The organism is Streptomyces sp. IBSNAI002 (genome assembly GCF_052244475.1).
In the GTDB taxonomy this organism is placed as follows: domain Bacteria; phylum Actinomycetota; class Actinomycetes; order Streptomycetales; family Streptomycetaceae; genus Streptomyces.
In genome coordinates, this window is the sequence record NZ_JBQPXG010000002.1 from 2,476,727 (window position 1) to 2,495,793 (window position 19,067).

A 19,067-nucleotide genomic window follows, 5' to 3' on the forward strand; every position below is an offset into this window, starting at 1 on the left:
GGAGAGCCCCCGGAGGGGCCCCGCCCCACCCGACCGAACCCGGCCCCGGCGGGGCCAACCCAGCCCCGCCGGCGTTTGAGGCGCGGCCGCCGGCCCGCAGACGGAGGAGCAACGGCCGGGGCACGCGAAACGGGCCGGGCCCGGTGCCCCCGAAGGGGTACCGGGCCCGGCCGTGACTGCCGACTGGCGCGGCGGCGCCTAGTTGTCGTCCTCGTCGATCAGGAAGCCCCGCATGGGAGACGGCGCCTGCTGCATCGGCTGCGGCGCAGCCGGCCGCACCGGAGCCATCGGCTGGGTCATCGCCGGGGACATCTGCTGCTGGCCGCCGTACGACGGGCCGCCCATCGGGGAGGGACCGCCCATGGGGGACGGGCCGCCCATCGAGGGTCCGCCCATGGAGTGCCCCATCGCACCGGCCGGAGCCATCGAGGGGGACGGCGACGGCGGGAGCGCCGGACCGGCCGGGTTCCGCGGCGGGGCCAGGGAGTCGTCGGCCTGGGTCTCGAGCTGGCGCAGCTGCGACTCCAGGTAGGACTTCAGTCGCGTACGGTACTCACGCTCGAAGCCCCGCAGGTCCTCGACCTTGCGCTCCAGCGTGGCGCGGGCGGACTCCAGGGAGCCCATCGCGACGCGGTGCTTCTCCTGCGCGTCCCGCTCCAGCGCGTCGGCCTTGGCGCGGGCGTCCCGCTCCAGGCCCTCGGCGCGCGACCGGGCCTCGCCGACGATCTTGTTGGCCTCGGAGCGGGCCTCGGCGATCGCCTGGTCGGCGGTCTGCTGCGCCAGCGACAGGACGCGGGCGGCGCTGTCGCCACCGGGGCCCTGCTGCGGGAGCTGCTGCGGCTGCTGGTGCATGGGCTGACCCATGGGCTGCATCTGCTGCCCCATCGGCTGCATCTGCTGGCCCATGGGCTGCATCTGCTGGCCGAGCGGGTTCTGGCCGCCCATGGACTGCTGACCCATGCCCTGCGGTCCGCCCATGGGGTGCTGCTGCATGGGGCCGCCCATGCCCGGACCCTGCGGTCCGTGTCCGCCGGGGCCGGGGGGCAGCTGCGGCTGGCCGCCCGGCAGCTGCGGCGGGCCCATCTGCGGCTGCTGCTGCTGCGGCGGGCCGGATATGGTCGCGGGCACGGGGGCGCCGGGGCCACGCTGGTCCTGGGGTTCCGGCTTGCGCATGCCCTGCTGCTGCTGGTTCTGCGCGGCGGCACGCGTGGCGGCGGCCAGCTTGGCGCGCAGGTCCTCGTTCTCGCGCAGCAGGCGCGTCAGCTCGGATTCGACCTCGTCGAGGAAGGCATCGACCTCGTCCTCGTCATAGCCTTCTCGGAGGCGGACGGTCGTGAACTGCTTGTTCCGCACGTCCTCGGGAGTCAGCGGCATGTCTTCTTCACCTCTACGTAGTCGTCGGCAGTCGGCAAGACCGTATCGGGACTGTCCCCGCGCGCGCGGAGAAGTTCATCGTTCACACGCTTCTCGCAGCGGTGCTCACGAAGCTGATGAGGATGTAAACGATGATCATCAGAACGAAGAAGGACAGGTCGAGTGCCACGCCCCCGAGACGCAACGGCGGAATGAACCGCCGGAGAAGCTTGAGCGGTGGGTCGGTAACAGTGTAGGTGGCCTCCAGGACCACCACCATCGCCTTGCCGGGTGCCCATGAACGTGCGAACTGAAACACGTAGTCCATGACCAGTCGGAAGATCAGCACGATGAGGAAGCACATCAGCGCGATGTAGACCACCTGTAGTGCGACGCCCATCCCGCGCTTCCCTCTCCCCGTTTCCCGCTCTGTTCCCGGTCCCGTATCTGACGGATCGGTCTAGCTTTGGTTGAAGAACCCGCCCTCCGCGATGCGGGCCTTGTCCTCCGCCGTTACATCGACGTTAGCAGGCGACAGCAGGAACACCTTCTGTGTCACGCGTTCAATACTGCCGTGCAGGCCGAACACCAGGCCGGCGGCGAAGTCCACCAGGCGCTTGGCGTCGGTGTCGTCCATCTCCGTGAGATTCATGATCACCGGAGTGCCCTCACGGAAGTGTTCCCCGATGGTACGGGCCTCGTTGTAGGTCCGGGGGTGCAGCGTCGTGATGCGGTACGGCTCCCGCTCGGAGACGACCTTGGGCATGATCACGGGGGCGTTCTTCTCCAGGTTGGTGCGGTCAGGTGTGATGGATGCCACGGGGGCAATTCGCGCAGGACGTCCGTTTTCCACCGGAATTGGGATGGGCTCCCGCTGCGCCGGAGGCTGCACCGATCGCACCGGTTCGTCCGTTACAGGCGATTGGTGCATGGGCTGACGGTCTCGTTCCCGGGCCCGGTCCCGAGGACGCTCCGGTTCCGGCTCGGGCTCGAACTCGTCGTCGGGGTCGTACCCCGGGTTGTCGTACCGGTCGTCCTCCACGAGGCCGAGGTAGACCGCCATCTTGCGCATCGCGCCGGCCATTCTCCGAGTCCTCCGCTCTGTGGTGGATCGCCCTGTCGCAGGTGCTGCTGTGTCACGAATGTCACCAACTGCCCGCGATCCACGTGGTCTGCCCGCCCATCAGCGGTAATGACCATATTTTCTGCTGTGGTCCGACTTTCTTGGCGACGTTACCCGAGCCGGGGTCTCGCGCCGAGTACCGCAGTGCCGACGCGTACATGTGTCGCACCGGCCACAACGGCCTGTTCCAGATCCGTGCTCATCCCGGCCGACACCATCGTGGCACCCGGATGGTCCGCGCGCAGGCGGGATGACAATTCCACCAGCCGCTCGAAAGCCGCCTGTTCGCGTCCGGCGTACGGACCGGACAGCGGGGCGACGGTCATCACGCCGTCGATCCGCAGTCCGGGCGCCCCGGCGACCAGGTCCGCCAACTCGGCGAGCTGCTCGGGTGCGGAGCCGCCGCGGGATCCCCGTTCGCCCGACTCGGCGTCGAGGGCGACCTGCACGAGGCAGCCGAGTTCGCGGCCCGCGTTCACGGCGGCCGCGGAGAGGGCGGTCACGAGCCTGAGACGGTCGACCGACTGCACCACGTGCGCGTATCCCGCCACGGAACGGACTTTGTTCGTCTGCAACTGACCGACGAAGTGCCAGCTGAGCGGCAGATCCGTGCAGGCCGCAGCCTTGGGGGCGGCGTCCTGGTCACGGTTTTCCGCAACATGACGGATGCCCAGCTCCGCCAGGAGTCGTACGTCGCTCGCGGGATAGGTCTTGGTGACCACGATGAGCGTCACCTCTTCCCGCTTGCGTCCCGCGGCCGCGCACGCGGACGAGATACGTTCCTGCACCCGCGCCAGGTTCTCCGCGAGCTCCGACTTACGGTCCGTCATTTCCTATTCCAACCAGACATATCCGGCGAGCCGTCCGGTCACCCGGTCGCGGCGGTACGAGAAGTGGTCCCGCGACTCCAGTGTGCAGACCGCCGATCGGAGGCGATCCGCCACCCCCGCCTCCGCGAGCTGTGCGTGCACCCCGGCGACCACGTCCACGGCCGGGGTGCCCCAGCCGGTCTCGGCCCGGGCGGCCGGCACCACGCCGGACACCTCGTCCCGCATCCCGGCGGGCACCTCGTAACAGCGGCCGCAGACCGCGGGTCCGGTCCGGGCGACGATCCGCCCGGGCTCGGCGCCGAGGGCGACCATCGCCTCCACCGCGGCGGGCACGACTCCGGCGACCAGTCCGGGCCGCCCGGCGTGGGCGGCCGCGGCGATTCCGGCGACCGGGTCCGCCAGCAGGACGGGCGTGCAGTCGGCGGTGAGCACGGCGAGGGCGAGCCCCCGGCGGGCGGTCACCACCGCGTCGACCGCGGGGACCGTCTCGTCCGGACCCCACGGCCCGTCCACCACCGCCACGTCACGGCCGTGCACCTGGTTCATCCAGACCACCAGGTCCGGGTCGAGGCCCAGGGACCGCGCGGCGCGCGCCCGGTTCGCGCGAACGGCGGCCGGGTCGTCTCCGACCGCGCCGCCGAGGTTGAGCTCTTCGTACGGAACGGCGCTCACTCCGCCCCACCGGTCGGTGAAGGCGAAGTGGGCGCCGCCCACGTGATGCTGCTCCGGTGTCACTTCAAGAAGTCCGGGACATCCAGTTCCTCGGCCGGGCTGTCCTGGTACGGCCGGGCCGTCGGGACCTGCGGCGCGGGGGCCTGGGCCTCGGCCGGAACCGCCTCGACCGGAGCCGGGGGGTCCTCGCGCGGGGTGACCGTGCCGAGTCCGCCGAAGGCCGGGCGGGCCGGCTCGGCGGCGCGGGCCGGAGCCGGGGCCGGCTCCTCGCGCTTGGTGGACGCGGCGCCGATGACGTTGTCCCGGCGGGCCGGGGGCTGTCCGCCGTCGAACCCGGCCGCGATGACGGTGACCCGCACCTCGTCGCCGAGCGCGTCGTCGATGACGGCGCCGAAGATGATGTTCGCCTCGGGGTGCGCGGCCTCGCTCACCAGCTGCGCGGCCTCGTTGATCTCGAAGAGACCGAGGTCCGAGCCGCCGGAGATGGAGAGCAGCACGCCGCGGGCGCCGTCGATCGACGCCTCCAGCAGCGGCGAGGAGATCGCCATCTCGGCCGCGGCCACGGCGCGGTCGTCGCCGCGGGCCGAGCCGATGCCCATCAGGGCCGAGCCGGCCTCGGACATCACGGACTTGACGTCGGCGAAGTCGAGGTTGATCAGACCCGGGGTGGTGATGAGATCGGTGATGCCCTGGACGCCCGAGAGCAGGACCTGGTCGGCCGACTTGAAGGCGTCGAGCACGCTGACCTGGCGGTCCGAGATGGACAGCAGCCGGTCGTTGGGGATGACGATGAGGGTGTCGACCTCTTCGCGGAGCTCGGCGATGCCGTCCTCCGCCTGGTTCGCGCGGCGCCGGCCCTCGAAGGTGAACGGCCGGGTGACCACACCGATCGTCAGGGCGCCCAGCGAGCGCGCGATGTTGGCGACCACGGGCGCGCCGCCCGTGCCGGTGCCGCCGCCCTCACCGGCGGTGACGAAGACCATGTCGGCCCCCTTGAGGACCTCCTCGATCTCCTCGCGGTGGTCCTCTGCCGCCTTGCGGCCGACGGCCGGGTTGGCTCCGGCGCCGAGGCCCCGGGTGAGTTCACGGCCGACGTCGAGCTTGACGTCGGCGTCGCTCATCAACAGCGCCTGGGCGTCCGTGTTGATGGCGATGAACTCGACGCCCTTGAGACCGACCTCGATCATTCGGTTGATGGCATTGACACCACCGCCGCCGACACCGATGACCTTGATGACTGCGAGGTAGTTCTGCGGTGCTGCCACGTCGAAGGCCTCTCGCCTCGAGTTACGTGTCGCCGCCTCGCGGGCCTGCGTTGCGACGACTGATGCCGAAATGGGGCGGTCCGAACGCGCCGACCCGAACCCTCACCCTGAAGTTTAGGGTGAGGGGTGTGTCTGTTCTCTGGACTCTTCCGAACAGGACACTAAGTCGACAAGTAGCGCGTGTTCAACGAACACGCCGAACCTCCCGTTTTTCTTTTCACCCTATGTGATCACCCGTATCGCTGGCCAACCAGGGTGCGTCGCTGTTCGACCCGACGTCAACTCCCGGACACCGCAGGGGCGGTGGGAACGCTCACGTCGAAGTGGGCGGCCTTGGGCGCGGCCTTCAGCAAAGCGGTCAGGGCGCGCCCCTTGGCCCCGCTCTGTTCGCCGCTCCCCCACACCACGGTCCGGCCCCCCGAGAGCAGCAGTACCACCGAATCGTACGAACCCACCTTGACCTGCGCGGTCTCCTTGGCGATCGGCTCCGGAAGCGAGCCGGCGACGAGGACGGCCTCGTGCAGGAGCCGCTCCTCGTCGAAGCGGCGGGCGCTCGGGGACTGCTTCGCGTTCAATTCGAGGACCGGAACGCCCGCGGGTGCTTTCGGAACCGTGTCGAATCGCACACCCGAAGCGTCCACTTCCACGAAGTTGGCGTCCTTTTTGATGAGCAGGACGGGTTTGCGTTCTGTCACTTTCAGCCCGATCCCGTGCGGCCAGGCCCGCACCACATCGACCGAATCGATGCGCGACAGCCGGCCGCGGACGCGGCTCTCGATCTCGTCGGTGTCGACGCTCACCAGCGGGGCGCCGACCGGAACGGCCGCCGCGGACAGCACCTGCTCGGGGGTGAGCACGTCGGTGCCGGTCGCGGTGACCTTCTCCACGCGGAGCCAGGAGGAGCCGTAGAGGACCCAGGTGCCGCCCCCCGCGAGGAGCGCCGCGGCGGCCAGAGCGGCCAGCAGGGGGCCCCGGCGGCGCAGGAGCGCACCGGGGCCCGGAGGGCCGGATCCCCGCGACGGCTTCGGGGCTTTGGGCGGCTTGGGAGGGCCGCCGCCCTTCCGGGCGGACGGGCCGGAGCCCGGGGTCCCACGCTGTGCGGTCGTCGCTCCGGCCACTCCTGCGCCTCCTGCGTCTGTGCGTCCCGCCTCAGCGGTTCCGGTGGGCCGCGATCGCCTCGTACACCATGCCGACCAGCAGCTCGTCGGCGTCGCGACGGCCGAACTCACCGGCGGCGCGGGACATCTCGTACAGGCGGTGCGGGTCCGACAGCACCGGGAGGACCTGGCCGAGCACCCACTCGGGCGTCAGCTCCGCGTCGTCCACGAGCAGGCCGCCGCCGGCCTTCACCACCGGCTGGGCGTTGAGCCGCTGTTCGCCGTTGCCGATCGGCAGCGGGACGTAGGCGGCGGGGAGCCCGACGGCGGACAGTTCGGCGACGGTCATCGCACCCGCGCGGCACAGCATCATGTCGGCGGCGGCGTACGCGAGATCCATCCGGTCCACGTACGGTACCGGCACATAGGGCGGCATCCCGGGCATGTTGTCGACACGCGGCAGTTCGTTCTTCGGGCCGACGGCGTGCAGGATCTGGATCCCGGAGCGCTGGAGGACCGGAGCGACCTGCTGGATCGTCTCGTTGAGGCGGCGGGCGCCCTGCGAGCCGCCGGAGACCAGCAGCGTGGGCAGGTTGGGGTCCAGACCGAAGGCGGCGCGCGCCTCGGGGCGGACGGCGGCCCGGTCGAGGGTGGAGATGGAGCGGCGCAGCGGGATGCCCACGTAGCGGGCGCCGCGCAGCTTGCTGTCGGGGGTGGAGACGGCGACGGCGTGCGCGTAGCGGGAGCCGATCTTATTGGCCAGTCCGGGCCGGGCGTTGGCCTCGTGGACGATGATCGGCACTCCGAGCCGCTTGGCCGCGAGGTAGCCGGGCAGGGCCACGTAGCCGCCGAAGCCGACGACGCAGTCGGCCTTGGTGCGCTCCAGGATCTGCTCGGCGGCCTTGATCGTGCCGCGCAGCCGCCCGGGGACGGTGATCAGCTCCGGTGTGGGCTTGCGGGGCAGCGGCACGGCGGGGATCAGGCCCAGCTCGTAGCCGCGTTCCGGCACGAGGCGGGTCTCCAGCCCGCGCTCGGTGCCGAGGGCGGTGATGCCCACTGAAGGGTCCTGCCTGCGCAGGGCGTCCGCGAGGGCGAGCGCCGGCTCGATGTGGCCGGCGGTCCCCCCACCGGCGAGTACGACATGCACCGAAATTCACCGCTCTCCGGACGGACGCTTCTTGACGCGCCGTCTCATCGACTTCCATCTCAACCCGGTCCGCCTCCAGCCGGTCTTCGGCTGGCGCATCGCGAGCGCCGCGCGCGCCGCCGGCTCCTCCCGCGCGAACGCGATCAGCAGTCCGACCGCGAACATCGTCGGCAGCAGGGCCGACCCCCCGTAGGAGAACAGCGGGAGCGGGACTCCGGCGATCGGCAGCAGACCGAGCACCGCACCGATGTTGATCACGGCCTGGGCCGTGATCCAGGTGGTCACGCCTCCCGCGGCAAACCGTACGAAGGAGTCCTCCGTGCGTCCGGCCACGCGGATACCCGCATAGCCTAGAGCCGCGAACAGGGCGAGCACCGACAGCGTCCCCGCCAGTCCCAGTTCCTCCCCGGTGATGGCGAAGATGAAGTCGGTGTGGGCTTCGGGTAGTTGCCCCCATTTTTCCACACTGGCACCCAGGCCGGAACCGAACCATCCGCCCGAGGCCAGGGCATAGATCCCGTGCACGGCCTGCCAGCAGAGGTCGTCCTTGCCCGGGTCCGTCGCGCCGAGGCACTCCAGCCGGTCCATGCGGTGCGGGCTCGTCTTGATCAGCAGTGCGACGATCACGCCCGCGAAGACCAGCACCCCGGCGAACAGCCGGGTCGGGGCGCCCGCCAGCCACAGCAGGCCGAACAGGACGGCACCGAGGATCATCGCGGTGCCCATGTCCCCGCCCAGCATGATGAGCCCGAGCAGCAGGAAGGCCACCGGGACCAGCGGCACCAGCAGGTGCTTCCACTGGCTGAGCAGGTCCTTGTCGCCCTTGCGCGCCAACAGGTCGGCGCCCCACAGGATCAGTGCCAGTTTGCCGAACTCACTGGGCTGCAACATGAACGGACCGCCAAGGGAGATCCAATTCTGGTTGCCGTTGATGGCGACCCCTATCCCCGGGACCTGGACCAGGACCATCAGGAACAGGGTGCCCGCGAGCACCGGATAGGACAGCGCCCGGTGCAGTTTGACGGGCATCCGGGAGGCCACCAGCAGCAGTACGGTGCCGATCAGCGCGGCCAGGAACTGCTTCTTGAAGAAGTAGGCGCCACCGAGGCCGAGGTAGTTCGCCTTGATCAGGGAGGCCGAGTACACCATCACGAGGCCGAGCACCGTGATCAGCATCGAGCTGCCGAAAATCAGGTAGTACGCGGTGAGGGGGCGGTCCCAGGCCTTGCGCAGCCGCTCCTGCGTACGCCTCAGCCCCGCCAGCGGCCCCCGCCCGGCGGGCCCCCGCACGCCCGCGGCGGGGCGCTTGCGGCCCTGCGCCCTGACGGCGGACGGCCGCCGTCCCGGCAGCATCTGCTTGGCCGGCATCTGTGATCTTCCCCTCCACTCGTACGAGGCGAGCCACCGGCCGGAGGGAACCCTTCCAGGAACCTAGGCCCGGGCCGTGTCCGCACCGCTCCCGGCGGCCAGTTCGCGCACCGCGTCGGCGAATGCGTCCCCGCGCTTGTTGTAGTTCGCGAACATGTCCATCGAGGCACAGGCCGGCGCCAGCAGCACCGTGTCGCCGGGCTCGGCCAGCCGGGCCGCTTCCCGGACCGCCGCGAGCATCGCCCCAGTGTCGGTCCGCTCGAGGTCGACGACCGGGACCTCGGGCGCGTGTCGCGCCAGCGCCTCGGCGATCAGCGCCCGGTCGGCGCCGATCAGCACCACGCCGCGCAGCCGCTTGGCGGACTTCTGGACCAGTTCGTCGAAGGTCGCGCCCTTGGCCAGGCCGCCCGCGATCCACACGACCGTGTCGAAGGCCGCCAGGGAGGCCTCGGCGGCGTGCGTGTTGGTGGCCTTGGAGTCGTCGACGTAGGTGACCTCGGCGACGTCGGCCACGTGCGCCACCCGGTGGGCGTCGGGGCGGAAGTCGCGCAGCCCGTCGCGGACCGCACGCGGCTCCACGCCGAAGGCGCGGGCCAGGGCCGCCGCGGCGAGCGCGTTGGCGATGTTGTGCGGGGCGGGCGGGTTGACGTCCTCGACGTGCGCGAGCTCCTGGGCGTTCTTCTGCCGGTTCTCCACGAAGGCGCGGTCGACGAGGATGCCGTCGACGACGCCGAGCATCGAGGGGCCGGGGGCGCCGAGGGTGAAGCCGATCGCCCGGCAGCCCTCTTCCACGTCGGCGTTCTCGACGAGCTTCTCGGTGGCGGGGTCGGCGACGTTGTAGACGCAGGCCACCGTGTTGCCCTCGTAGATGCGGCCCTTGTCGGCGGCGTACGCCTCCATGGAGCCGTGCCAGTCGAGGTGGTCCGGGGCGAGGTTGAGCACGGCCGCCGAGTGGGCGCGCAGCGAGGGCGCCCAGTGCAGCTGGTAGCTGGAGAGTTCGACGGCGAGCACGTCGTACTGCTGCTCGCCGAGCACCACGTCGATGATGGGCGTGCCGATGTTGCCGACGGCAGCGGTCCGCAGGCCGGCGGCCTTGAGGATCGACGCCAGCATCTGGGTGGTGGTGGTCTTGCCGTTGGTGCCGGTGATGGCCAGCCACGGCGCGGCGTCCTCGCCGCGCAGCTGCCAGGCGATCTCCACGTCCCCGACGACCTCGACGCCCGCCTTCGCGGCGGCCTCGAAGAGCGGGCTCTCGGGCTTCCAGCCGGGCGAGGTGACGATCAGGTCGGTGCCCTCGGGGAGGGTCTGCGCGTCGCCGAGGCGTACGGAGACGCCCAGTTCGGCCAGCTCGGCGGCGCGGGCCCGGTGGCCCTCGCTGTCGCCCCCGTCGACGACGGTCACGACCGCGCCGAGGCCGGCCAGGGCGCGGGCGGCGCTGATGCCGCTCACGCCGAGACCGGCGACGGTGATGTTCTTGCCCTGCCAGGAGGTCACTTGTCGGCTGCCCATCCCGCGTAGAAGAGACCGAGGCCCACGATGACGCACATGCCCTGGATGATCCAGAAGCGGACCACGACAAGGACTTCGGACCACCCCTTGAGTTCGAAGTGGTGTTGCAGCGGCGCCATCCGGAAGACGCGCTTCCCGGTCAGCTTGAAGGAGCCGACCTGGATGACGACCGACATGGTGATGAGGACGAAGAGGCCGCCGAGCAGGGCGATCAGGAACTCCGTGCGGGAGCAGATCGCCAGGCCGGCGAGCGCGCCGCCGAGCGCCAGCGAACCGGTGTCGCCCATGAAGATCTTGGCCGGCGAGGTGTTCCACCACAGGAAGCCGAAGCAGGCGCCCATCAGGGCGGAGGCGACGACCGCGAGGTCCAGCGGATCGCGGACCTCGAAGCAGGCGCCCGGGTTGGTGAGGTCCTGCGCGTTCACGCAGGACTCCTGGTACTGCCACACGCCGATGAAGGTGTAGGCGCCGAAGACCATCACCGCGGCGCCGGTGGCCAGGCCGTCCAGGCCGTCGGTCAGGTTCACGCCGTTGGACATCGCCAGGATCATGAACAGCGCCCAGACCACGAACAGCACCGGGCCGATCGACCAGCCGAAGTCCGTGACGAACGACAGCTTCATGGAGGCCGGGGCCAGCCCGCGCGAGTCCTTGAACTGGAGCGCGAGCACCGCGAAGGCGATGCCGACGATCAGCTGGCCGGACATCTTCGCCTTGGCCCGCAGGCCGAGCGAACGCCGCTTGACGATCTTGATGTAGTCGTCGAGGTAGCCGACCAGGCCCATGCCCGCCATCAGGAACAGCACGAGCAGGCCGGAGAGGCTCACCGGCTCACCGGTGATGACCTTCGTCAGGGCGTACGCGATGAGCGTCGCCAGGATGAAGGAGATGCCGCCCATCGTGGGCGTGCCCTTCTTCCCGGCGTGGCCGCGGGGGCCGTCGTCGCGGATGAACTGGCCGTAGCCCTTGCGGGCCAGCAGCTTGATCAGCAGCGGGGTGCCGATGAGCGTGAGGAAGAGTCCGATGACTCCGGCGAACAGGATCTGCCTCATCGGTCGGCGACCTCGCCCTCGCGCTCCAGCAACGCAAGCGCGACCCGCTCCAGACCGATCGACCTCGAAGCCTTCACCAGCACGACGTCACCCGGGCGCAGTTCACTGCGCAACAGGTCGACCGCCGCTCGCGCGTCGGACACGACCACCGACTCCTCACCCCACGAACCCTCGTTATATGCGCCCAGTTGCAGCCAGGACGCTTCCCTGCCCCCGACTGCGACGAGCTTGCTCACGTTGAGCCGGACGGCAAGCCGTCCCACCGCGTCGTGCTCTGCGAGCGATGCGTCACCGAGTTCGGCCATGGGGCCGAGCACCGCCCACGTACGTCCCCCGTTCGCCCTGGCGGCGCCGCCCATCGCGGCTAGCGCGCGCAGAGCGGCCCGCATGGACTCGGGGTTCGCGTTGTAGGCGTCGTTGACGATCGTCACGCCGTCGGCCCGCTCGGTGACCTCCATCCGCCACCGGGACAAGGTGCCCGCCCCGGAGAGCGCGGTGGCGATCTCCTCGACGGACATGCCCAGTACATGGGCCACGGCGGCCGCGGCGAGCGCGTTCGACACGTGGTGCTCACCGTACAGCCGCAAGGTCACATCACTGCACCCGGTGGGTGTGTGGAGTGTGAAGGAGGGCTGTCCCCCCGGTGCCATGCGTACCTCGGTGGCGCGCACGTCGGCGTCGTCGGCCTCTCCGAAGAGGACCGTACGGGCCTTCGTACGGCTGCTCATCGCGCGCACCAGCGGATCGTCGGCGTTGAGGACGGCGATCCCGCCCTCCGCCTCGGACGGCAGGGCCTCGACCAGCTCGCCCTTGGCCTGGGCGATCTGCTCCCGGCCGCCGAACTCGCCGATGTGGGCGGTGCCGACGTTGAGGACGAGGCCGATGCGCGGCGGGGTCAGGCCGGTCAGGTACGCGATGTGGCCGATCCCGCGGGCCCCCATCTCCAGGACCAGGTGCCGGGTTTCCCCGGTGGCCTTCAGCGCGGTGAGCGGCAGGCCGATCTCGTTGTTGAGCGAGCCGGGGGTCCACACGGTGGGTGCGTGGGCCTGGAGCACCTGCGCGATGAGGTCCTTGGTGGAGGTCTTGCCGGCCGAGCCGGTCAGGGCCACCACATCGGTGCCGAGGCGCTCCACGACCGCACGGGCGAGGGCGCCGAGCGCCTTCTCGACGTCGGGGACCACGATGGCGGGTACGCCGACCGGCCGGGCCGCGAGGACGGCCGCGGCTCCGGCGGCGACGGCGCGTTCCGCGTAGTCGTGGCCGTCGACGTGCTCGCCGTCGAAGGCGGCGAACAGGCTGCCGGCCTCCACCTGGCGGGAGTCGATGACGACGGGACCGGTGACCCGCACGGACGGATCCGGTATGTCGTGGGGCCGCCCGCCGGTGATGTCGGCGATCTCGGCGAGGGAGAGGGCGATCACTGGTTCTCCTCGGCCTGTCGGGCCTTGCTCTGCTGGGTCTCGATGGCCGCGCGGAGCACCTCGCGGTCGTCGAAGGGGCGTACGACGCCCGCGGTGTCCTGGCCCTGCTCGTGGCCCTTGCCGGCCACGAGCACGGTGTCGCCGGGCCGGGCGCGCGCGACGGCGGCGGCGATGGCCGCGGCCCGGTCGGCGTCGACGAGGACGGTGCCCCGCTCGGCGGGCGGCACCGACGCGGCGCCTTCGAACATCGCCGCGAGGATCGCGAGGGGGTCCTCGGACCGCGGGTTGTCGGAGGTCAGGACGGCCACGTCGGCGTACCGGGCGGCCGCGGCGCCCATCGGGCCGCGCTTGGTGGTGTCGCGGTCTCCGCCGCAGCCGAGCACGATGTGCAGCCGGCCCTCGGTGACCTCGCGCAGCGCGCGCAGGACCGATTCGACGGCGTCCGTCTTGTGCGCGTAGTCCACGACGGCGAGGTACGGCTGCCCCGCGTCCACCCGCTCCAGCCGGCCGGGGACCCCGGGCACCGCGGCGACGCCGTCGGCGGCGGTCTGCGGGTCGAGGCCGGCGGCGGCGAGGGTGACGATCGCGGCGACCGTGTTGGCCACGTTGAACGGGCCGGGCAGCGGTGCGGCGGCCCGGACGCGCTGTCCTTCGGGGCCGAGCAGGGTCAGGGTGGAGCTCGCCGGTCCGAAGACGACGTCCTCGGCGCGCCAGTCGGCGGCCGGGTCGCCGTCGGCGGAGAAGGTGACGACCGGGACCGTCGCCTCCTTGGCCAGGCGGCGGCCGTACTCGTCGTCGAGGTTGACCACGCCCAGGCGGGCGCGGCGGGGCGTGAAGAGCCCCGCCTTCGCCTGGAAGTAGTCCTCCATGCCGGAGTGGAACTCCATGTGTTCCGGGCTCAGGTTGTTGAAGACGGCGACGTCGAAGACGCAGCCGTCGACGCGGCCGAGCACCAGGGCGTGGCTGGAGACCTCCATGGCGACGGCCTCGACCCCGCGTTCGCGCATGACCGCGAAGAGGGCTTGCAGGTCGGTGGCCTCGGGGGTGGTCCGCTCGGACTTGATGCGCTCGTCGCCGATGCGCATCTCGACGGTGCCGACGAGCCCGGTGCCGAGGCCGGCCGCGCGCAGCCCGCCCTCGACGAGGTACGCCGTGGTGGTCTTGCCCGAGGTGCCGGTGATGCCGATCTGGAGCAGGTCCTCGCCGGGGCTGCCGTAGACCGTCGCGGCGAGTTCGCCCATCCGGCCGCGCGGGTCGGCGACGGTGAGGACCGGCAGGCCGGTCGCCGCGGCGCGTTCGGCGCCCGCGGGGTCGGTCAGCACGGCGGCGGCGCCGAGGCCGGCCGCCTGGGCGGCGAAGTCGGCGCCGTGCGTCCTGGCTCCCGGCAGGGCCGCGTACAGGTCTCCGGGGCGCACCGCACGCGAGTCGTGCGTGATGCCGGTGATCTGCGCTTCGCCTGGCGCTCGGACACCCAGCAGGGCGGCCAGCTCGCCCAGGGGCGTCGGGCGGGCGGACACGGGCCGGGGCGCTCCCGGCGGCGCTGCCGGGGCGTCTTTCTGGGTGGTTCTGGGCTGATCAGCGTGGGGCACGGCGGTGAGCGTACCGGGCGCGGCGGGCCGCCCGCGAAGTGAGGGCCCGGCCTCGCCGCCGGCGGCCGACTGGTTCCCGGGTTCCGGGGTGATCGTTGTCACTGATGGTGCCTCACGCGTTTCTGGCGGGCCGGACGGGTGCTGGGGGTCACCGGCCGGGCTGCGGACTGGGCTGCGTACTCGGCTGCGGGGCGGGCTGCGGTCCCGGGTCGTAGGTGACCGGGAGCCCTGCGGGGGCGGTGCCGGTGGGGGCGACCTGGAGGGTCTTCAGGGCGAACTCCATGACCTTCTTGTAGATGGGGCCGCAGACCTGGCCGCCGAAGTGGCTGCCCTTGGTGGGGTTCTGGACCGCGCAGTAGACGGTGATGCGCGGGTTGTCCGCGGGGGCGACCCCGGCGAACGAGGCGGTGTAGCCGTTGTAGCCGCCGGTGGCCGGATCCACCCGGTTGGAGGTGCCGGTCTTGCCGCCGACCCGGTAGCCGGGGATACGGGCCTTGGTGCCGGTGCCCTGCTGGTCGTCGACCACGGATTCGAGCATCTCGGCGAGGGTCTTGGCGGTCTCCGGGCTGACCACGCGGCTGCGTTCGGGCGCCGGGGCCGGGGTGAAGCGGCCGTCGGGACCCTTGCTGCCGCGGACCAGGGTCGGTTCGATGCGGACCCCGCCGTTGGCGATGGTCGAGTACACGGAGGCCGCCTGCATGGCGTTGAGGGACAGGCCCTGGCCGAAAGGGATCGTGTACTGCTGGGAGGTGGACCAGTCCTCGGGGGCGGCGAGGATGCCGCGGGACTCGCCGGGGTAGTCCAGGCCGGTGGGCCGTCCGATGCCGAACTCGGTCAGGTACGAGTGCAGGACCTTGTTGGCCTCGGGCTGGGTGGGGCCGAGCTGGCCGGTGGCGAGGATGGTGCCGATGTTGGAGGACTTGGCGAGGACCCCGTTGAGGGTCAGGTACCAGGTCGGGTGGTCGATGTCGTCCTTGAACAGCCGGTCGCCGCGGTGCAGCCGGTTGGGAACCTCGACGCGGGTCTCCGGGGTGGCCTTCTTCTCCTCCAGTACGGCGGCCATCGACATCACCTTGGCGGTGGAGCCGGGCTCGTACACGTCCTGGAGCGCCGCGTTGCCCATGGCGGCGGAGCGGGCACGGGTCAGGTCGTTGGGGTCGAAGCCGGGGGCGTTGGCCATGGCGAGGATCTCGCCGGTGCGGGTGTCCTGGACGATGACGTAGCCGCGGTCGGCCCCGGACTTCTGGACCTGCTCGGCGATGGCGCTCTGCGCCGCCCACTGGATGTCGCGGTCGATGGTCAGTTCGATGTCCTCGCCGGGCACAGCGGGCTTCTGGCTGGAGCCCGCGGTGGGCACCTGGCGGCCGCCGGACTGGGCGTACGTGGCCTCGCCGTCCTTGCCGGACAGCTTCTTGTCCAGGGACGACTCCAGGCCGCCGGCGCCCTTGCCCTCGGCGTTGACGTAACCCAGTATCCCGGCGGCGAGGTCGCCGCCCGGGTACACGCGCTTGCTGCTGTTCTCGTTGAACACCCCGGCCAGGACGTTGGCGCCGGGGCCGTTGTTCTTCTTGTCGGCGGCCGCCTTCTCGGCGAAGACCCGCTTGAGGTCCTTGATCTGGTTCCAGACCTGGGGGGTCTGGCGGTGGGCGAGGACGGTGTACCGGCTGTTCTCGGTCCTCAGCTTCCTGGTGAGCTCCTTGACGTCCTTGCCGAGGATGGGCGCGAGGAGGGCCGCGGCCTGCTCGGGGGCGTCGGGGGCCTTGCTGTCCTGCGGGGTGAACATCTTCGGGTCGGCGGTGATGTCGTACGCGTCGACGCTGGCGGCGAGGGCCACGCCCTTGCGGTCGGTGATCTCCCCGCGTTCGGCGGCCAGCTTGACGCTGGTGTAGCGGTTCTTGGAGGCCTCGGCGGAGATGGTCCGCGCGTCGACGGCCTGCACCTGGAGCAGGCGGACGACGAAGGCGAGCATCACCAGGGTGAGGCCGACGCTGACGAGGCGCAGGCGGGGGCGGGGGCTGCCGAGCCGGATCGTGTGCGGCCTGCGCTGCGGGGTGGGCCGCCGGGTCGCGGGCCGCGAGGCCGCGGGGCGTGCCGTGGCCGCGCCGCGGGGGCGGCCGGGGCCGGGCACCCGCCGCCGCGGCTCCCCGGCGGGGCTCACGGGGCCACCGCCGCGGTCCGGGCCGGGCCGGGGGAACAGGGGAAGGGCGGGGTGGGGGGAGGCCCCGCAGGGTTGGCCATCGGCGTCACGACGTCACCTGCCTGGGTTGGGGGTGGGCTGCTGCGGAGGCTGGGACGGGGACTGCGGCGGGGTGGTTCCCCCGGAGCCCGGCACGGCCGCGGGAGGCGCCGCGGGAGACCCGGGGGGCGAGGCCGGGGGCGAGGCCGACGGCGACGGAGGGGGCGGCGGAGGCTCGGCCTCGGCCGGGGTGCCGGCGATCTTGCCGTCCGGGCCGATGAAGACCGGGCTGCCGCCGGGGACGAGCCCCAGCTCCTGCGCCCGCCGCTGCAACGCGTCCGGCGCCGAGTGCCCGTCCACGTCACGCTGGAGCGCCTGCTCCTCGTCCGTGAGCGCGGTCGTCTCCTTCTTCAGCCGGCTCAGCTGGAAGGAGCCCTCGTTCAGCGCCGAGTTCAGCAGCAGCAGGCTGATCAGCCCGCCCCCGAGCAGCGCCACCACCAGCAGGACGAACGGCATCTTGGCCGCCTGCCCGCCCGGACGCGGACGGGGCCGGGGCCGGACGGGGCGCCCGCCGATCGCCCGGCCGAGCCGTGTGGCGGCCTTCCCGGCCTTGGTCACAGTCGCGCCTCCCGGATGCGTTCGACGCCGCGGAACCTCGCCGGGGCGGCCCGCCGGTTCTCGGCGATCTCCTCCTCCGTCGGCAGCTCCGCGCCGCGCGTCAGCAGCTTCAGCTTCGGCTGGTACTTCTCCGGGACGACCGGCAGCCCGGGCGGGGCGGTCGAGGCCGCCCCCGCCGCGAAGACCTGCTTGACCAGGCGGTCCTCCAGCGAGTGGTACGAGAGCACGGCGATCCGGCCGCCGACCGCGATCCGGTCCACGGCCGCCGGGACGGCCCGCTCCAGGCCCGACAGCTCCCCGTTGACCTCGATGCGCAGCGCCTGGAAGGTCCGCTTGGCGGGGTTGCCGCCGGTCCGCTTGGCGGCCTGCGGCAGGGAGTCCCGGATCAGCTCGACCAGCCGGGCGCTGTTGGCGAAGGGCTCCTTCTCCCGCTCCCGGACGACCGCGGAGACGATCCGCTTGGCCTGCTTCTCCTCGCCGTACTGGCGCAGGATCCGCACGAGCTCGCCCGGCGCGTAGGTGTTGAGCACCTCGGCGGCGCTGATGCCGGTCGTCTGGTCCATCCGCATGTCCAGCGGCGCGTCCTGCGCGTACGCGAACCCGCGGTCGGCCTCGTCCAGCTGCATGGAGGAGACGCCCAGGTCGAAGAGGATGCCCTGGACGGCCGGGATGCCCAGGCCGTCGAGGACCTCGGCGAGGTCGGCGTAGATCGCGTGCACGAGGGTGGCCCGGTCGCCGAAGGGCGCGAGCCGCTCGCCGGAGAGCCGCAGGGCTTCCTTGTCGCGGTCGAGGCCGATCAGGTGCGCCTCGGGGAACCGGGTCAGCAGGGCCTCGCTGTGGCCGCCGAGGCCGAGGGTGCAGTCGACGACGACGGCCCCGGGCCTCTCCAGCGCCGGGGCCAACAGGTCCAGGCACCGCTGGAGCATCACCGGGACATGTCGGGACTCGCTAGTCAAAGCGCCCTCTCAGATAACGGCGCGGCAGGCATACGCCGCGCCGCGCACGCGGAGTGTTACCAAAGGGGCCGGGCGGCCGGTCAGGGCCGGGCTCCGGCCGGTTCGCGTCACTTTAGTGCAACGGTCGCCGCGGTCAACGAACCACCCCGCGCGGCGTGCGGGCGGCTCCGGGTGAACCCGCAAAAGCCGCGAATCACCCGGACGGCCGCGTCCTCCCCACTCCTGTGGGTTAGCTCACAACAAGGCTTGTTGACCTTCTTTGTCCACCCTCACTCGATGCCCGTACCGGCTGTGACCACTACCGTCGTATGCATGACGACTTCCGTACCCCTGCCCGCCGACTCCGCGCCCGTGGCGGCCGGAGCCGATTCCGTCACCGACCGGCTGGTCGACGCGAACCGGCGGTACGCCGCGAAATTCACCGATCCCGGCATGGACGCGCACCCGGTCCTCCAGGTCGCCGTCGTCGCGTGCATGGACGCCCGGCTCGACCTGCACGCCGCCCTCGGCCTGGAGCTCGGCGACTGCCACACCATCCGCAACGCCGGCGGCGTGGTCACCGACGACACCATCCGCTCGCTCACCATCAGCCAGCGGGCCCTGGGCACCCGCGCGGTGATACTCATCCACCACACCGGCTGCGGCCTCGAGAGCCTGACCGAGGACTTCCGGCACGAGCTGGAGGACGAGGTCGGCCAGCGCCCCGCCTGGGCCGTGGAGGCCTTCCGGGACGTCGACCAGGACGTACGCCAGTCCATGCAGAGGGTCCGTACCAACCCGTTCCTGCCCCACCGGGACGATGTGCGAGGCTTCGTCTTCGATGTGCACACCGGCCTCCTGCGGGAGATCGATCCCAACTCCTGAGTGACACGGGGCCCCGGCGCCGTCAAC

The 19,067-nt window shown here is 71.7% G+C and carries 17 protein-coding genes; 1 reads left to right on the plus strand and 16 read right to left on the minus strand.

Annotation, left to right across the window (positions count from 1 at the left end):
- Positions 1-198: 198 nt before the first annotated feature.
- The 16 genes from ACTVZO_RS12060 to rsmH form a co-directional block, all read right to left on the minus strand.
- Positions 199-1,374 (minus strand): DivIVA domain-containing protein, encoded by a 1,176-nt coding sequence (locus ACTVZO_RS12060; RefSeq protein WP_443298378.1) that lies wholly within the window; start codon positions 1,372-1,374, stop codon positions 199-201.
- 82 nt (positions 1,375-1,456) lie between these two features.
- Entirely contained in the window at positions 1,457-1,753 is a 297-nt protein-coding gene (locus ACTVZO_RS12065) for a YggT family protein (protein WP_007263603.1), read from the minus strand.
- A gap of 60 nt (positions 1,754-1,813) precedes the next feature.
- Positions 1,814-2,437, minus strand: coding sequence for a cell division protein SepF (locus ACTVZO_RS12070; protein ID WP_384229343.1), 624 nt, complete (start codon positions 2,435-2,437; stop codon positions 1,814-1,816).
- A gap of 149 nt (positions 2,438-2,586) precedes the next feature.
- Positions 2,587-3,306: a YggS family pyridoxal phosphate-dependent enzyme gene (locus ACTVZO_RS12075; protein ID WP_443298379.1), complete on the minus strand. Its 720-nt coding sequence runs from the start codon at positions 3,304-3,306 to the stop codon at positions 2,587-2,589.
- A gap of 3 nt (positions 3,307-3,309) precedes the next feature.
- Positions 3,310-4,020, minus strand: coding sequence for a peptidoglycan editing factor PgeF (pgeF, locus tag ACTVZO_RS12080; protein ID WP_443303127.1), 711 nt, complete (start codon positions 4,018-4,020; stop codon positions 3,310-3,312).
- 17 nt (positions 4,021-4,037) lie between these two features.
- Entirely contained in the window at positions 4,038-5,243 is a 1,206-nt protein-coding gene (gene ftsZ / locus ACTVZO_RS12085) for a cell division protein FtsZ (RefSeq protein ID WP_384229337.1), read from the minus strand.
- Between the two features lie 278 nt (positions 5,244-5,521).
- Positions 5,522-6,361: a cell division protein FtsQ/DivIB gene (locus tag ACTVZO_RS12090; protein WP_443298380.1), complete on the minus strand. Its 840-nt coding sequence runs from the start codon at positions 6,359-6,361 to the stop codon at positions 5,522-5,524.
- Positions 6,362-6,392: 31 nt separating this feature from the next.
- Positions 6,393-7,487, minus strand: coding sequence for an undecaprenyldiphospho-muramoylpentapeptide beta-N-acetylglucosaminyltransferase (gene murG, locus ACTVZO_RS12095; protein ID WP_443298381.1), 1,095 nt, complete (start codon positions 7,485-7,487; stop codon positions 6,393-6,395).
- Positions 7,488-7,493: 6 nt separating this feature from the next.
- Positions 7,494-8,855 (minus strand): putative lipid II flippase FtsW, encoded by a 1,362-nt coding sequence (gene ftsW / locus ACTVZO_RS12100; RefSeq protein WP_443298382.1) that lies wholly within the window; start codon positions 8,853-8,855, stop codon positions 7,494-7,496.
- A 63-nt stretch (positions 8,856-8,918) separates the two neighbouring features.
- Positions 8,919-10,364 (minus strand): UDP-N-acetylmuramoyl-L-alanine--D-glutamate ligase, encoded by a 1,446-nt coding sequence (gene murD, locus ACTVZO_RS12105; protein ID WP_443298383.1) that lies wholly within the window; start codon positions 10,362-10,364, stop codon positions 8,919-8,921.
- Complete coding sequence (gene mraY / locus ACTVZO_RS12110) at positions 10,346-11,416, minus strand: phospho-N-acetylmuramoyl-pentapeptide-transferase (protein ID WP_443298384.1); 1,071 nt, start codon at positions 11,414-11,416, stop codon at positions 10,346-10,348. Before mraY ends, murD begins: the two co-directional genes overlap by 19 nt.
- Positions 11,413-12,837: a UDP-N-acetylmuramoyl-tripeptide--D-alanyl-D-alanine ligase gene (locus ACTVZO_RS12115; RefSeq protein WP_443298385.1), complete on the minus strand. Its 1,425-nt coding sequence runs from the start codon at positions 12,835-12,837 to the stop codon at positions 11,413-11,415. The genes mraY and ACTVZO_RS12115 overlap by 4 nt, the downstream gene beginning before the upstream one ends.
- Positions 12,834-14,528, minus strand: a complete 1,695-nt coding sequence (locus ACTVZO_RS12120) for a UDP-N-acetylmuramoyl-L-alanyl-D-glutamate--2,6-diaminopimelate ligase (RefSeq protein ID WP_443298386.1) — start codon at positions 14,526-14,528, stop codon at positions 12,834-12,836. Before ACTVZO_RS12120 ends, ACTVZO_RS12115 begins: the two co-directional genes overlap by 4 nt.
- A gap of 46 nt (positions 14,529-14,574) precedes the next feature.
- On the minus strand, positions 14,575-16,584 hold the full coding sequence (locus tag ACTVZO_RS12125) for a peptidoglycan D,D-transpeptidase FtsI family protein (protein ID WP_443298387.1): 2,010 nt from the start codon (positions 16,582-16,584) through the stop codon (positions 14,575-14,577).
- A gap of 93 nt (positions 16,585-16,677) precedes the next feature.
- Complete coding sequence (locus tag ACTVZO_RS12130; protein ID WP_443298388.1) at positions 16,678-17,220, minus strand: hypothetical protein; 543 nt, start codon at positions 17,218-17,220, stop codon at positions 16,678-16,680.
- Entirely contained in the window at positions 17,217-18,146 is a 930-nt protein-coding gene (rsmH, locus tag ACTVZO_RS12135) for a 16S rRNA (cytosine(1402)-N(4))-methyltransferase RsmH (protein WP_443298389.1), read from the minus strand. Before rsmH ends, ACTVZO_RS12130 begins: the two co-directional genes overlap by 4 nt.
- 342 nt (positions 18,147-18,488) lie before the next feature.
- Between rsmH and ACTVZO_RS12140 the strand changes: the two genes are divergently transcribed.
- Positions 18,489-19,040 carry a beta-class carbonic anhydrase gene (locus ACTVZO_RS12140; protein ID WP_443298390.1) on the plus strand — a complete coding sequence of 184 codons (552 nt, stop codon included), beginning with the start codon at positions 18,489-18,491 and terminating at the stop codon, positions 19,038-19,040.
- Positions 19,041-19,067: the final 27 nt, after the last annotated feature.

Excerpts from the sequence above, each read along its gene's own strand:
- ACTVZO_RS12060 (WP_443298378.1), bottom strand. The coding sequence starts at position 1,374 with ATGCCGCTGACTCCCGAGGACGTGCGGAACAAGCAGTTCACGACCGTC.
- ACTVZO_RS12065 (WP_007263603.1), bottom strand. The coding sequence starts at position 1,753 with ATGGGCGTCGCACTACAGGTGGTCTACATCGCGCTGATGTGCTTCCTC.
- ACTVZO_RS12070 (WP_384229343.1), bottom strand. The coding sequence starts at position 2,437 with ATGGCCGGCGCGATGCGCAAGATGGCGGTCTACCTCGGCCTCGTGGAG.
- ACTVZO_RS12075 (WP_443298379.1), bottom strand. The coding sequence starts at position 3,306 with ATGACGGACCGTAAGTCGGAGCTCGCGGAGAACCTGGCGCGGGTGCAG.
- ftsW (WP_443298382.1), bottom strand. The coding sequence starts at position 8,855 with ATGCCGGCCAAGCAGATGCTGCCGGGACGGCGGCCGTCCGCCGTCAGG.
- murD (WP_443298383.1), bottom strand. The coding sequence starts at position 10,364 with ATGGGCAGCCGACAAGTGACCTCCTGGCAGGGCAAGAACATCACCGTC.
- mraY (WP_443298384.1), bottom strand. The coding sequence starts at position 11,416 with ATGAGGCAGATCCTGTTCGCCGGAGTCATCGGACTCTTCCTCACGCTC.
- rsmH (WP_443298389.1), bottom strand. The coding sequence starts at position 18,146 with ATGCTCCAGCGGTGCCTGGACCTGTTGGCCCCGGCGCTGGAGAGGCCC.
- ACTVZO_RS12140 (WP_443298390.1), top strand. The coding sequence starts at position 18,489 with ATGACGACTTCCGTACCCCTGCCCGCCGACTCCGCGCCCGTGGCGGCC.